This is a genomic window from Rhodococcus sp. 105337, assembly GCF_012844225.1.
Taxonomy (GTDB): Bacteria; Actinomycetota; Actinomycetes; order Mycobacteriales; family Mycobacteriaceae; genus Rhodococcus.
Map to the genome: position 1 here is coordinate 132,480 of NZ_JABAGQ010000004.1, position 13,097 is coordinate 145,576.

General features: G+C 66.7%; 14 protein-coding genes. 5 read left to right on the plus strand and 9 right to left on the minus strand.

Annotated elements, in window-relative coordinates; all coding sequences use genetic code 11:
* The first annotated feature begins 34 nt into the window (after positions 1-34).
* On the plus strand, positions 35-454 hold the full coding sequence (locus tag HF886_RS08930; protein ID WP_169621950.1) for an Hsp20/alpha crystallin family protein: 420 nt from the start codon (positions 35-37) through the stop codon (positions 452-454).
* On the opposite strand, the gene HF886_RS08935 is transcribed toward HF886_RS08930, so the two are convergent.
* The 4 genes from HF886_RS08935 to mutA are packed head-to-tail and all read right to left on the minus strand — an operon-like array spanning position 438 to position 6,338.
* Entirely contained in the window at positions 438-1,133 is a 696-nt protein-coding gene (locus HF886_RS08935; protein ID WP_346765329.1) for a lysoplasmalogenase, read from the minus strand. The genes HF886_RS08930 and HF886_RS08935 overlap by 17 nt on opposite strands.
* The gene (gene meaB, locus HF886_RS08940; protein WP_169621949.1) at positions 1,130-2,194 is read right to left on the minus strand and encodes a methylmalonyl Co-A mutase-associated GTPase MeaB; all 1,065 of its coding nucleotides are present in this window, start codon (positions 2,192-2,194) and stop codon (positions 1,130-1,132) included. Before meaB ends, HF886_RS08935 begins: the two co-directional genes overlap by 4 nt.
* Positions 2,195-2,201: 7 nt before the next feature.
* A complete protein-coding gene (gene scpA, locus HF886_RS08945; protein ID WP_169652117.1) occupies positions 2,202-4,448 on the minus strand; it encodes a methylmalonyl-CoA mutase in 2,247 nt (748 codons plus the stop codon).
* Positions 4,449-6,338 carry a methylmalonyl-CoA mutase small subunit gene (mutA, locus tag HF886_RS08950; RefSeq protein WP_169621947.1) on the minus strand — a complete coding sequence of 630 codons (1,890 nt, stop codon included), beginning with the start codon at positions 6,336-6,338 and terminating at the stop codon, positions 4,449-4,451. It lies immediately after the preceding gene.
* 240 nt (positions 6,339-6,578) lie between these two features.
* Here mutA and HF886_RS08955 point away from each other — a divergent pair, with 240 nt between their 5' ends.
* Both HF886_RS08955 and HF886_RS08960 read left to right on the plus strand, forming a co-directional pair.
* Positions 6,579-7,280 carry a TVP38/TMEM64 family protein gene (locus HF886_RS08955; RefSeq protein WP_296549529.1) on the plus strand — a complete coding sequence of 234 codons (702 nt, stop codon included), beginning with the start codon at positions 6,579-6,581 and terminating at the stop codon, positions 7,278-7,280.
* An 86-nt stretch (positions 7,281-7,366) separates the two neighbouring features.
* Complete coding sequence (locus tag HF886_RS08960; protein ID WP_169621946.1) at positions 7,367-8,140, plus strand: crotonase/enoyl-CoA hydratase family protein; 774 nt, start codon at positions 7,367-7,369, stop codon at positions 8,138-8,140.
* Positions 8,141-8,173: 33 nt separating this feature from the next.
* Here the strand turns inward: HF886_RS08960 and HF886_RS08965 are convergent, their stop codons facing one another.
* Entirely contained in the window at positions 8,174-8,506 is a 333-nt protein-coding gene (locus HF886_RS08965) for an amphi-Trp domain-containing protein (RefSeq protein ID WP_169652118.1), read from the minus strand.
* Between the two features lie 230 nt (positions 8,507-8,736).
* On the opposite strand from HF886_RS08965, the gene HF886_RS08970 reads away from it, so the two are divergent.
* Positions 8,737-10,332: an MFS transporter gene (locus tag HF886_RS08970; RefSeq protein WP_169621944.1), complete on the plus strand. Its 1,596-nt coding sequence runs from the start codon at positions 8,737-8,739 to the stop codon at positions 10,330-10,332.
* On the opposite strand, the gene HF886_RS08975 is transcribed toward HF886_RS08970, so the two are convergent.
* The 4 genes from HF886_RS08975 to HF886_RS08990 form a co-directional block, all read right to left on the minus strand.
* Positions 10,329-11,219 (minus strand): NAD(P)-dependent oxidoreductase, encoded by an 891-nt coding sequence (locus HF886_RS08975; protein ID WP_169652119.1) that lies wholly within the window; start codon positions 11,217-11,219, stop codon positions 10,329-10,331. The two genes, HF886_RS08970 and HF886_RS08975, sit on opposite strands and share 4 nt — an antisense overlap.
* A 157-nt stretch (positions 11,220-11,376) precedes the next feature.
* A complete protein-coding gene (locus HF886_RS08980; RefSeq protein ID WP_169652120.1) occupies positions 11,377-11,778 on the minus strand; it encodes a DUF302 domain-containing protein in 402 nt (133 codons plus the stop codon).
* Between the two features lie 144 nt (positions 11,779-11,922).
* On the minus strand, positions 11,923-12,366 hold the full coding sequence (locus HF886_RS08985) for a hypothetical protein (RefSeq protein WP_169652121.1): 444 nt from the start codon (positions 12,364-12,366) through the stop codon (positions 11,923-11,925).
* Between the two features lie 99 nt (positions 12,367-12,465).
* Positions 12,466-12,603, minus strand: a complete 138-nt coding sequence (locus HF886_RS08990; RefSeq protein WP_169652054.1) for a hypothetical protein — start codon at positions 12,601-12,603, stop codon at positions 12,466-12,468.
* A 127-nt stretch (positions 12,604-12,730) separates the two neighbouring features.
* Between HF886_RS08990 and HF886_RS08995 the strand changes: the two genes are divergently transcribed.
* Positions 12,731-13,024, plus strand: coding sequence for a hypothetical protein (locus HF886_RS08995; RefSeq protein ID WP_169652122.1), 294 nt, complete (start codon positions 12,731-12,733; stop codon positions 13,022-13,024).
* The last annotated feature ends 73 nt before the right edge of the window (positions 13,025-13,097 follow it).

The following is a 13,097-nucleotide window of genomic DNA, read 5'->3' on the forward strand; positions in this document are numbered from 1 at the left end:
ACACGAAACCGGCATTCACCTCTAGGGAGATCTCATGTCCACTGTTCCCGCACGCCGCGCCTGGAACCCGTTTCCGGAACTGTCCGACTTCTTCGATTCGATCGGCGGGTTCCGCCCGACTCTCGGCAACAACATCATTCGCGTCGAGGACGAACTGGCAGACGGCCGCTACATCGTGCGCGCCGAAATGCCCGGTCTCGATCCCGACAAGGACATCAACGTGCAGGTGAACGACGGGCGGCTCGAGATCTCGGCCGAGCGCACCGACAAGAAATCGGACAACGGCCACTCCGAGTTCACCTACGGTTCCTACCGGCGCAGCGTCACCCTCCCGCGCGGAGCCAAGGAGGACGACATCGACGCCTCGTACGCCCAAGGAATTCTGACCGTGTCCGTCGGTATCGGCGACACCGACTCGTCCGCGAAGAAGATCGAGGTCAAGAAAGCGGACTGACGCGGACGTCGGCCTGTGCTTCCGCGTTCCTGGTGAGGACACCGCGTGCGATGAGAGCTTGCGCGCAGATATAGGTGATCATGATCCAGAAACCGGTGGCGGGCAGGGAGAACCCGTCGACGAAGGCGTTCAGCGCGATCAGCGAATCCGAGACCACGAAGACGACCGCGCCCCACGCGACGGTCCGGGACACGCCCGTCGCGAGAACCGCCATCGTGGCGATGCACGCTCCGTAGATCGTCACCGCGACGACGAGAGCCCCGGCGCCCGGCGCACACACCGCGATCAGAATCACCACTGCCGCGGCGTACGGCGCGAGAAGCCACCGGTTCGTGCGGATCACGCTGCGGTGGCGGTAGGGCAGGAACGCGGCGATATACGTGATCTGGGCACACAGGAAGAACCCGATCAGCACGAGGAATGCTGTGTCGCCGTCGAACAGGTCCGGGGCTGCGTCGCCGAGCCACGAAAACACCAGCGCGAGAAGCGTCAGTGTCACCAGCCGATCCCGGGGACGCGCGGTCCGGGCGGCCACTCCGAGCGCGAGCAGCGGCATGAGCAGCCACTGAGTGGACTCGGTCACGAAGGAATCAGGGTCCACCAGCTGGGCGACGAGGTGCGCCACTGCGACGGCCGCGAACGCGACGAATGCGGCGGTAGCGGCCGCAGTGCGGTTCACCGCTCGCCGCCGTCACCCGTGGACACCGCGCTGCCGACGTTCGTAGCCGTAGCGCCGGCAGACTCTTGTTCGCCCACACCGTCGAACGCATCGAGAATTCGTTGCGCCGCCAGAGCCGCGGTGAGCGATCCGTCTTGCACCGCCGCCTCGACCTCGCCCCGGATCGCCTTGACCCGCGGTGCGGATTCGAGACGCCGCAGCAGCTGGTCGTGCACCATCGTCCAGGTCCAGTCGATCTGCTGACGACGCCGGTTCTCTTCGAATCGGCCCGCCTCGGTCAGCACGCGACGGTGCTCGAGGACGGTGTCCCAGAACGTGTCCAGGCCGCTGCCTTCGAGCCCGCTCATCGTGATGACCGGGGGTTTCCACAACGCGTCGTGCGGGTGCACGAGCCGCATGGCCCCGGCGAGTTCCCGGGCGGCGACGCGGGCGTCGCGCTCGAACTTGCCGTCGGCCTTGTTGACGGCAACGAGATCGGCCAGTTCGAGCACGCCCTTCTTGATGCCCTGCAACTGGTCGCCGGTGCGCGCGAGTGTCAGGAAGGTGAAGCAGTCCACCATGTTCGCGACCGTCACCTCGGACTGCCCGACACCGACGGTTTCGACGAGAATCACGTCGAATCCGGCCGCCTCGAGCAGCACCATGGTTTCGCGGGTGGCCTTCGCGACACCGCCGAGTGTTCCGGCGGTCGGCGACGGCCGGATGAAGGCATCGCGTTCCACCGACAATCTGGCCATGCGGGTCTTGTCACCGAGAATCGATCCGCCGGTGCGGGTCGACGACGGGTCGACCGCCAGGACCGCCACGCGGTGACCCTTGCCCAGCAGGTACATGCCGAGGTTGTCGATGAACGTCGATTTGCCGACACCGGGAACGCCGGTGATGCCGACCCGGATCGCCCCGCCCGCCTCCGGGAGCAGGCGCAACAGCAACTGCTGCGCCTGCTCCCGATGGTCGTTGCGGGTGGACTCGACCAGGGTGATCGCCTTCGCCACGGCGGCTCGCTGTCCCGCGAGCACCGCGTCGGCGAGAGCGTCGGTATCGACCGGAGGTCTGCCCATGTCCGGTCTATCCCTGGACGTGGTGGCCGAGCTGGGCTGCCAGCTTCGTGAGCAGGCCGGCGGCCGCGTCGGCGATCACGGTTCCGGGCGGGAAGATCGCCGCGGCACCTGCCTGGTAGAGCTCGTCGAAATCCCCGGGCGGAATGACGCCGCCCACCACGATCATGATGTCCTCGCGGCCCACCTCGGCCAGTGCCTGCTTGAGAGCAGGAACGAGAGTGAGGTGACCCGCGGCCAACGACGACACACCGATGACGTGCACGTCGTTGTCGGCCGCCTGCTGGGCGACCTCTTCGGGCGTCTGGAACAGCGGTCCGACATCCACATCGAAGCCGAGGTCGGCGAACGCGGTGGAGATCACCTTCTGTCCGCGGTCGTGGCCGTCCTGTCCCATCTTCGCGACGAGGATGCGGGGCCGGCGGCCCTCCTCTTCAGCGAACTTCTCGACGAGTTCCGTTGCCGTGGTGATGTTGGTCGCCTTTCCGGCCTCGTCGCGGTACACCCCGCTGATCGTGCGGATCTCGGCCTGGTGCCGCCCGTAGACCTTCTCGAGGGCGTCGGAGATCTCTCCGACAGTCGCTTTCGCGCGTGCCGCGTCGATCGCGAGGGCCAGCAGGTTGTTCTCCATGCCGCCGTCGGCCGACGCGGCGGCGCGGGTCAGCTCGGCGAGCGCGGCCTTCGTTGCCGCCTCATCGCGGTCACTGCGAAGCCGCTCGAGCTTCGCGATCTGCTCGGCGCGCACCTTGGAGTTCTCGACCTTGAGCACCTCGATGGTGTCAACCTCGTCGGGAACATACTTGTTGACGCCGATCAGCGGCTGGCGCCCGGAGTCGATACGGGCCTGGGTGCGCGCGGCAGCTTCCTCGATGCGCAACTTCGGGATGCCTTCGGAGATGGCCTGTGCCATTCCGCCGGCTTCCTCGACCTCGGCGATGTGCGCGCGGGCCCGGTTGGCGAGCTCGTGGGTGAGCCATTCGACGTAGTGCGAGCCACCCCACGGATCGATGGGCCGGGTGGTGCCCGACTCCTGCTGCAACAACAGCTGCGTGTTGCGGGCGATACGGGCGGAGAAGTCGGTCGGCAACGCGATCGCCTCGTCCAGCGCGTTGGTGTGCAGCGACTGGGTGTGACCCTGTGTCGCGGCCATCGCCTCGACGCAGGTACGCGTGACGTTGTTGAACACGTCCTGCGCGGTCAGCGACCACCCCGAGGTCTGCGAGTGGGTGCGCAGCGACAGCGACTTGGCGGACTTCGGTTCGAACTTTTCGACCAGTTCGGCCCACAGGAGCCGGCCGGCGCGGAGCTTGGCCACCTCCATGAAGAAGTTCATTCCGATCGCCCAGAAGAACGACAGCCGTGGTGCGAACTTGTCGATGGCCATGCCTGCGTCCAGCCCGGCACGGATGTACTCCACACCGTCGGCGAGGGTGTACGCCAGCTCCAGATCGGCGGTCGCTCCGGCCTCCTGGATGTGGTAGCCGGAGATCGAGATGGAGTTGAACTTCGGCATCTTCGCGCTGGTGTACGAGAAGATGTCGGAGATGATCCGCATCGACGGCTTCGGCGGATAGATGTAGGTGTTGCGGACCATGAACTCTTTCAGAATGTCGTTCTGAATGGTTCCGGCGAGTTGTTCGGGCTTGACGCCCTGCTCTTCCGCGGCGACGACGTACAGCGCGAGAATCGGCAGCACCGCGCCGTTCATCGTCATCGACACGGACACCTGGGACAGATCGATGCCGTCGAAGAGTTGCCGCATGTCGAGGATCGAGTCGATCGCAACACCGGCCATACCGACATCGCCCTGGACGCGCGGATGGTCGGAGTCGTAGCCGCGGTGGGTCGCGAGGTCGAAGGCGACCGACAGGCCCTTCTGCCCGGCCGCGAGATTGCGGCGGTAGAAGGCGTTGGACTCCGCGGCGGTGGAGAATCCGGCGTACTGGCGGATGGTCCACGGCTGGTTGACGTACATCGTCGGGTAGGGGCCGCGCACGAAGGGCGCGATCCCCGGGTAGCTGTCGAGGGGGTAGCCCTCGGCGACGATCGCGTCGCGGTCCGCCCGGGTGTAGACCGGCTTGACGTCGATCCCCTCGGGCGTGGACCACACCACTTGGTCCTTGGTGTACAGGTTGGCGGTGGCGACGGATTCGGTGAGCGCGTCGGCCTGCTCCGGAGTGGGAGCGGACGGCACCGGCGCCGCCGGGTCGGTCAGCGGGATGTCGGCGAAGCTGCCGATCTCGTGTTCGATACTCACTTACGCTCCCAGGGTGTCGAGCAGGTCGGTCAGCGCGGCAACCGCGTCGATACGGGCGGTGAGGAAGCCGTCGGGACGGCTCTCGCCCTGCACATCGCCGACGGCTTTCTCCGGTCCGGCGAGCAGCACGGTCGTGATTCCCGCGGCGCGCAGCGCGGCGGTGGCGGTCGCGGCTTCCTGGCCGTACCGGGCATCGGTGCCGCAGAGGATCGCGATACTCGCGCCGGAGCCGCTGACGGCGGCGGCGACGGCATCGCCCGTGAGATCGAGCGGACCCGGGTTGACGGTCTCGATGCCGCCCGATGCCATCAGGTTCGCGGCGAAAGTGCTGCGGCCGTTGTGTTCTGCGACGGGTCCGAGCGGTGCGAGCAGCACCTTCGGCCGGGCGCCGTGTGCGGCGAGGTAGACGTCCGAGCGGTCACGCAGCGCCTCGAACGGCGCCGCATAGCGCGCGGCGAACGTGCCGGCGTCCGCGGCGCCGGCGGGGAGCGGGGCCTCGGCGAGATTGGGGAACTCGTTGATGCCGGTGAGCGCGGTCCTGCGATGCGCGATGTCGTCTTCCCTGTGCGCACGGGTCGCGGCGATGCGTTCGGCGACCAGCCCCGACTCGAGGGCGGCGCGGTATCCACCGGCAGCTTCGATCTCCTGGAAGAACTCCCAGGCCTTGGCGGCAATCTGCGCGGTGAGTTCCTCGACGTACCAGGATCCGGCGGCGGGGTCGAGAACGCGGCCGAGGTTGGATTCCTCGAGGAGCAGCAACTGGGTGTTGCGGGCGATGCGTGCGGCGAACCCTTCGGACACGCCGAGCGCGCCCGTCGGCAAAGCGGCATCGAACGGCAGCACGGTCACGGCGTCGGCACCGCCGATGCCCGCGCCGAATGCGGCGAGGGTGGTGCGCAGCATGTTCACCCAGGGGTCGCGCTGGGCCATCATCGCGGCCGAGGTGACTGCGTGCTGGGGAGCGTTGCCGGCTTCCGGTGCGCCGACCACCTGGGCGATACGTGCCCACACTTGCCGGCCCGCGCGGAACTTCGCGATGGTCTGGAACTGATCGTCCGTCGCAGCCAGGCGGAACTCGATCTGTCCGAGCGCCTGCTCCGGCGAGAGTCCGGCGGTGATCAGTTCGCGAACGTACGCGAGACCGGCGGCGACCGAGGCGGCGAGTTCCTCGGCGTCCGAGGCACCGGCGTCATGGAATGCGGTGCCGTCGACGGTGAGGGCCCGAACCGTGCCGGTTCGCTCTGCCGCCACGACCGCGAGTTCGACCGCTTCCGGCACGGTGGTGTCCGCGCGGCCCGAGAATTCGCTGGTCAGCGGCGCGGCACCGAGAAAGAGGCGTACGGCATCCGGGTCGGCGAGGTCGCTGCGGGAATCGACGACCGCGTACAGCGCTGCGGTGGCAGCAACGGTCTCGGCCCGGGCGTCGAGTGTCACCGGCGCGAGGTCGAGCAGTACGTTCTCGAGGGCTGCGCCGAGAGACTCGACGGGAAGGTCGGTGCCGCCGACACGCAGCCACAGTGCACCGACGCCGTTTTCGAGGCCGTTGAGGATGCGCTCGTTGACCTTGGTGGCGGTGCCGTAACCGGTCGCCGCCGCGTCGCCGCCGAACTGCGCGGACACCAGCCAACCGGTGGTGACGTCGCGGGTGGAGGAACCTCCGCGTACGAACGGGAACTCACCGGGCAACGGGACTTCGGGACGTTCGTCGCGAATGCCGTAGAGGGGGTTTACGGTGACACCGTCGTACGTCGTGGTCTCGAGCAGTCGCTGCGGCTCGGGGCCGAGTTCTGCCGGGTCGACACGCCGAGACTTCGCGAGCACTCCCGCGACCGCGTCCTGCCACTGCGCATATGCGCGCGCGGCGTCCTCGGCTTCTGCAGCTAATGACACGTGCGATTCCTCCTACTGCGGCATGCAGGATCTGTTCGGCGGCGTTGTGGGCCGGAGGCGGATGATCCCGAAAAGGTTAAACCTTTGTCGCTGTGATGCTAGCCGCACACTCTGGACACTCACTGTGGGGATTCCCACAGATTCTCTAACGATCGATAAATGTGGTCCGCAGTGCGTGATCGGGCACGCCGGTCGCGGCGCCTCCGGAAGTACCGCGCCCCGCGGGTACGCTCAGACCCCGTGACGAGGATTATCGGAGACCGCAGGATCCTCGGTCTCCTCCTCTTGCTCGCCGGCCTGATCGCCGTGGCGCTGCTGGTTCCGCTCCCCTCCGTAGGACAGATTCGGGAGTGGTCCCAGTCGGTGAACGGCCCCACGCTGATCCTCACGTTCTTTGCGGTCCACACCCTGGTGACGATCGCTCCCGTGCCGCGAACGGTGTTCACGCTCAGCGCCGGTGTGCTCTTCGGGAGCGTGACCGGAATCGCGGTGTCGGTCGCCGCAACGACCGCAAGCGCGATTCTGGCGTTTCTTCTGCTGCGCGCGGTGGGACGCACCGTCGTCGAGGCGCATCTGACGCACCCCGCCGCCAAAGCGGTCGATCTGCGTCTGGCTCGCCGTGGCTGGCTCGCTGTCGGGTCCCTGAGATTGATCGCGGCTGCACCGTTTTTTGTCGTCAACTGCTGTTGCGCGGTGTCGTCGGTGCGATTCGTGCCGTACACCCTCGCCACGATGGTCGGCATCCTTCCCGGCACCGTCGGTGTCGTGTTGCTCGGCGATGCCCTCACCGGCCGGGCCGATCCTGCGTTGATGGTCGTCAGCGCCGTGTGTATCGCGGTCGGCATCGGTGGCCTCCTACTCGAAGCCCGACTCCCCGAACCGGCGGGTTCCGCTCTGGACGCTGTCGTCGATCCCCCGGCACACTCGCCCCGGAGCGAGTGACATGCCCCGGTCGATACTGAGTATTGCCCCGGCTCTGCCGCACTCCCCTTCACACTGGGAGCGATGACGGGGAGCGGAGCGGGAAGATGACGAGATACGAGTCCATTCGCGTCGAGACCGAGGATCGCGTGACCACGGTGGTCATGGCGCAACCGGATCGTCGCAATGCCGTCGACGGTGCGATGGCTGCGGAACTCGCGCGGGCATTCGAAGAGTTCGACACCGACCCCGGCACCGACGTCGCCGTCCTGTACGGCGAGGGCGGGACGTTCTGCGCCGGCGCCGATCTGAAATCGATCGGTACAGAGAGAGCCAACACCGTCGCGGTGGAGGGTCACGGCCCGATGGGCCCGACGCGCCTGAGCATGTCGAAACCGGTGATCGCGGCGATCGAGGGCTATGCGGTGGCCGGTGGTCTCGAGCTTGCGATCTGGTGTGACCTGCGGGTTGCCGCGTCGGACGCCGTGTTCGGCGTGTTCTGCCGGCGCTGGGGAGTACCGCTCATCGATGGCGGCACCGTGCGCCTACCGCGACTGATCGGCGAGAGCCGGGCCATGGACATGATTCTGACCGGCCGGCCGGTGGGTGCGGACGAGGCGCTCGGTTTCGGCCTGGCCAATCGTGTGGTCGAGCCCGGCACCGCGCGAGCAGCCGCAGAGCAGCTTGCCCGCGAGCTGACGCGCTTTCCGCAAACCTGCATGCGCAACGACCGCCGGTCGGCTCACAACCAGTTCGGACGCACAGAGCGAGAGGCCATGGCACTCGAGATCCGGGTCGGGATGGAATCTCTCGCGGTCGATACGACCCACGGCGCTGCTCGGTTCAGCGACGGAGAAGGCCGCCACGGCGACTTCTCGTAGACCGGCCCGGCTGGACGGGCGTGCGCCACGGGGTCATTTTGCCGGGGTCTTGCGGGGCCGTCCCCGGCGCGCCGGCCGGGCAGGAGACGGGCTCGCCGGCTCCGTCGACGGTTGTTCCTCGGCCCCCGATGCGCCGGACGGAGCGTCGCGCCAGCTGATTTCGATTTCGATTTCGATCTCGTCGCCGTCGACCTCGATCTCCAGCTCCCACCGCACTCGGTCGGCGACCTCCATCGTCACCGAGTCACCGGACGATCCCAGCTCCACCTCCGAGCCGTCGGCGAGAGCACGGCCGAGTTCGATCAGCCGCTCGGACGCTTCCTTACGAGAAAGCTCGGACGTCTTCTTGATCTCCAGCTTGGGCACGACGACTCCTGACCTCAGCGCAGTGTGCACTCACCGTAACCGCCGCGAGGTATGTGACCGGCCCGAACGAGAAGACGGACGGCGGGTCAGCGGCCGCACGAACCTTCGCGACCTCTGCCTGCATCGCCCTCGCTCGTGGGAAACTCGATCTCGGGATGGGTATCACACCGGGTACCGGTGTGGCTTCCCGGCCGCTCCGGCGACCCCGACCGAACGGCGGTGCACACCGCATGAGCGAACACCCACCTGCCGGCGAATCGTCCGGGGAAGTAGTGGCTCCTCGGCGGCTGCTGGGTCTCCTGCTGGCGATGGCGATGTTCGTCCTCGTCGTCGATACCTCACTGATGAACGTGTCCATCTCGTCTGTGGTTCGCGATCTCGACACGACCGTGAGCGGTGTTCAGTCGGCGATCGCGCTCGAGGCACTGGTCTCGGCCGCGTTCATCCTGATCGGCAGCAAGATCGGCGACCTCATCGGACGGAAGCGGGCCTACGTACTCGGCCTGCTGGGCTATGCCGTCGGTGCGACAGCCATGGCACTCGCACAGACCCTCACGGCGGTCATCGTCTTCTGGGCCGTCCTGGGCGGTATCGGCGCGTCGCTGCTGTTACCCGCCATGCAATCGCTCATCCACGGAAACTTCGAAGGGAAGGCGCAGAAGAAGGTCTACGCCCTGGTCGGGGCGGCCGCCGCGATCGCCGCTGCGGTCGGGCCACTGCTCGGCGGGTTCATCACCACGTTCCTGTCGTGGCGGGTGGGCTTCGTCCTCGAGGTTGTCGTCATCGGGATCGTGTTGTGCGGGATCGGACTCGTCCGCGACGTGCCGTACACCGGTCCGCGGACGATCGACCTGGTCGGCGCCGCCCTCTCCGTCGTGGGAATGGGTGGCGTCGTACTGGGGATTCTGGTGTGGCAGGAAGGCGGCGAGTTCGTCGGCGTGCTCCTCGTGCTCGGCGCACTCTCGCTGGTCTGCCTCGCGGGCTGGCTCGTGCGCCGCAAACATCGAGGGAAGACGACGTTGCTGGACCCGGATCTGTTTCACTCCACGATGTTCCGGCTTGGAATCACGGGACAGATGCTCCAGCAGATCGCCCTGGGCGGGACGATGATCGCGTTGCCCATCTACCTACAGATGGTGCTCGAATACAACGCGCTTCAAGCGGGACTGTCGCTCGCGCCGCTGTCTCTCAGTATGTTCGCGGTGGCGTTGCTCGCAGGCAACAAGGCCGGCGACCGGCGCCCCAGCAGCATCATCCGCGGAGGATTCGTGCTGTTGACGATCGGCATCGCCGCGCTGATACCGATCGTGCCGCGAGCCGAATTCGGATGGGGGCTCATACTTCCCCTGATGATCGCCGGATCCGGCCTCGGTTTGCTGGTGTCCCAGCTCAACAACTACACACTCGCACCGATCGACGAAGAGCGCATCAGCGAAGCGGCGGGGGTCAACTCCGCGTCGGGGTCGTTCGGACTCTCGTTCGGACTCGCATTCGCAGGTGCTCTGATGCTGGCGACACTGTCCTTCACGTTCACGTCCATGGCGGAATCGAGCACCGTACTCCCTCCGGCCGAGCAGCGTCAGGTCGCGCACGTGCTCGAGGACGACGCGCAGGTCATGAGCAACACACAACTCGAACAACTGCTCGTAGAACAGCCGCCGGTGATTCGAGACGAGATCGTTCGGATCAACACGGACAGCCGTCCTCGCGCTCTCCAGGTTGCCTTGCTCGTTCCCCTTGTCGCAGGCCTCGCCGGGATCGTCACATGCCTACGGATGGGGCGCATACCCGATCCGGAATCCCACGAACCGGCGGACAGCACCTAGGCGGTGGTGTCCCCGGTCAGACCGGCCCTGCGCCGGGTCGCCTCGGTGATCGCGGACCAGTCCTGACGGGCCTGCCCGTGGGCCAGCGCATCGATGAACACATCTTCGAGCACGCTTCCGAACGGCAGTGTCACATCGGCCTCCCGCGCCTGGGCGCGTGCGAGACGCACATCCTTCAGCCCCAGAGCCAGTCCGAATCCGGTCGGCTCATACGTGCGACGAGAGATCATCCGCCCGTAGCCCTCGTAGACGGCACCGGGGAACAAGCTGTCGTTCATGATGTTCATCAGCAACTCCGGTGATCCGCCCACCTTCTCCGAGATGGTCGTCGCCTCGGCCATGGCCTGGAGTGCGTTGGCGATCAGATAGTTGCCGAGAATCTTGACGATGTTGGCCTGCTTGGGGTCCTCGCCGATCCGCCACGTCCGGCGTCCGATCGCCTCGAGCAGCGGAGCCACTTCCTCCACGGCGGAGGAGTCACCCGCGGCGAGCACCGTCAGGTTGCCCGCGTCCGCAACTTCCGCGCGCCCGAAGACCGGGGAGGCCACGTAGCGGACGCCGATACCTGTCAGCGCCTCCGCAGCGTGGGTAGCCATTTCGGGGCTCACCGTGGCGAGGTTGACGTGGATGGCACCCGGCGGCATCGCAGCGAGAGAGTCGGGAGACAGTACGGTGCCCGCGAATGCGTGGTCGTCGGCGAGTGCACTACACGAGATGGGCACACGCAACGCCTCCGCCGGCGAGTCGACTTCCGTGGCACCGTACTCGACCACAGCGCCGGCTTTGCCGGGGCTTCGATTCCAGACGGAGACGGTGTTTCCGGCTCGTGCCATATTGCGGGCCATCGGTGTACCCATCGTGCCGAGGCCGAGAAATCCGATCTCCACAGCAAAGTCCTTCCCATCGGGAAAGCGTGTTGGCGGCCGGTTCAACTCTAGCGCCGCCTCCGTGCGGGCGCGGGCGCTCGACGGAAGCGGGCGAACGGTCGCGGCGGCTCGTGAGACCCGAGGGAAGCAGTACCGCCGGATCACGCAGGGTCGTGGATCAGTCGTTCTGCAGTGCGTCGATCGCGGCTGCGAGTTTGGCGGCGGCGTCCTCCGCGACCTCACGCAACCCCTCGGTGTCGGCCACCTGCACCATGATCTGCGGGTTCATCGCATCGATGATGATCACGCCGTCGTTCTCGGGGTCCCGACGCACCACGACATTGCAGGGCAGGAGAAGTCCGATCTGCCTGTCCGTGGTCACGGCGCGATGCGCGAGTGGCGGATTGCACGCGCCGAGAATCACGTAGTCTTCGATGTCCTCGTCGAGCTTGGCCTTGAGCGTCGCCTTCATATCGATCTCGGTGAGAACACCGAAACCCTGCTCCGACAATGCTTTTCGAGTCCGGTCGAGTGCGTCGTCGAAGGTGGTCGCGAGAGTGGTCGAGAGTGCGAGGGTCATGGGTGTTTCCTTTCCGGTCCGGCGTCGGGCCCGCTTTGTGTCAGGCGGGCACCTCCTCTCAGCATACCCCTCGGGGTATCCCCACTCCCCGTTCGGACGCCCGGCCCACCGGGCCGACCGAGGGTGCGCGACGAACTCGGACCCCTACTCCGGCGAGGGCGACGCCGACGTCCTCGACGGCCCGGACCAACTCACGACCACCGACCGCACCCCCGAACATTCCAGCATCGACCGAATCGGCCCGCCTGCGCACAACTGACGGTCGAGTTCTCTCTGTTGCGCGCCCAGATCACGGCCGTCGGGTACCCCGACGAGGATCTCGACAGGGGCAGTACTGCGCCCACCCTCGAGCAGGAGTTGTTCCTCGTGGACGGCATGGACCGGGACGTCCTCGTTTCCGGCGGCATCTCCGACGACGAGCGCGACGTAGTCGGCTTCGTCGTCGTGGTAGACGACGAGATGGCTGGGGCGCGTCGTTGCGGGCAAGGAAACGTCCACGTGCTCGCCTCGACGCACCTCCTGCAGTTCCCCACCGAGGCTCACCCGCCGGGCAGTCCAGCTGAAGAATCCGGTATCAAGCTCCTTCATCGCTCGCCCGCTCTCCTCGTGGTCACTCGTACGAGAGTTATTCGTCGCCGGAACGCGGCGGGACGGGTGAGTGTTTCTGCGGACCTCCGCAGTCACACGTCAGCGCGAGCGGCGCTTGTCGCGTAACCGGGTAGCGAACTCGCGCGCCTTGCGCTGGTTCTCCGGTTTGGACGCTTCGCGCTTGGCCACCTGGATTGCCTTGACGGCCACGCCGCCCTTGATGACCCTGCTGAGCATTCCCATCGTGTGCCTCCTGTCGTGCGGACATCGAATCCGATACTTCAAACGGTACGAGCCGACACCGGACTGCGCGACCTACCGGCAGTCCTCCGGACCCACCAGGAGGCACGACAATGCTCCCGCAGTGACGACGGACGATCATCACGATCCACAGAAAGGACACGATATCCAGGTCCGAAGGTCCCTGATCGCGCGACGATCATCCCTTGTGCTGGGCCGTTTTCCTGCAGAGAATCACCGCATGGGGAACTTCGGGGTGCCCGCCGATCTTTCGGACGACGAGATCGTAGAAGGCCTCTATTTCTGGCGAAACAGACTGCGCCACTTCGCTTCCGAAGGAGACACCGTCGCCGAGGAAGAGGATCGCGCCGCCCTCGGACAATTCACGAGCGAGGCTCAGCGGCGCGGACTTCACTGAAGCGGACGACTGCTCCCCCGGCTGTCGTCCGACGCCGCCCGGCGTTCGCTGCGCCCACCACCGTGGCCGGATC

What these genes read in the sequence shown, in the direction of transcription:
- HF886_RS08930 (WP_169621950.1), top strand. Translation starts at nt 35, where the DNA reads ATGTCCACTGTTCCCGCACGCCGCGCCTGGAACCCGTTTCCGGAACTG.
- meaB (WP_169621949.1), bottom strand. Translation starts at nt 2,194, where the DNA reads ATGGGCAGACCTCCGGTCGATACCGACGCTCTCGCCGACGCGGTGCTC.
- HF886_RS08960 (WP_169621946.1), top strand. Translation starts at nt 7,367, where the DNA reads ATGACGAGATACGAGTCCATTCGCGTCGAGACCGAGGATCGCGTGACC.
- HF886_RS08970 (WP_169621944.1), top strand. Translation starts at nt 8,737, where the DNA reads ATGAGCGAACACCCACCTGCCGGCGAATCGTCCGGGGAAGTAGTGGCT.
- HF886_RS08980 (WP_169652120.1), bottom strand. Translation starts at nt 11,778, where the DNA reads ATGACCCTCGCACTCTCGACCACTCTCGCGACCACCTTCGACGACGCA.
- HF886_RS08985 (WP_169652121.1), bottom strand. Translation starts at nt 12,366, where the DNA reads ATGAAGGAGCTTGATACCGGATTCTTCAGCTGGACTGCCCGGCGGGTG.
- HF886_RS08990 (WP_169652054.1), bottom strand. Translation starts at nt 12,603, where the DNA reads ATGCTCAGCAGGGTCATCAAGGGCGGCGTGGCCGTCAAGGCAATCCAG.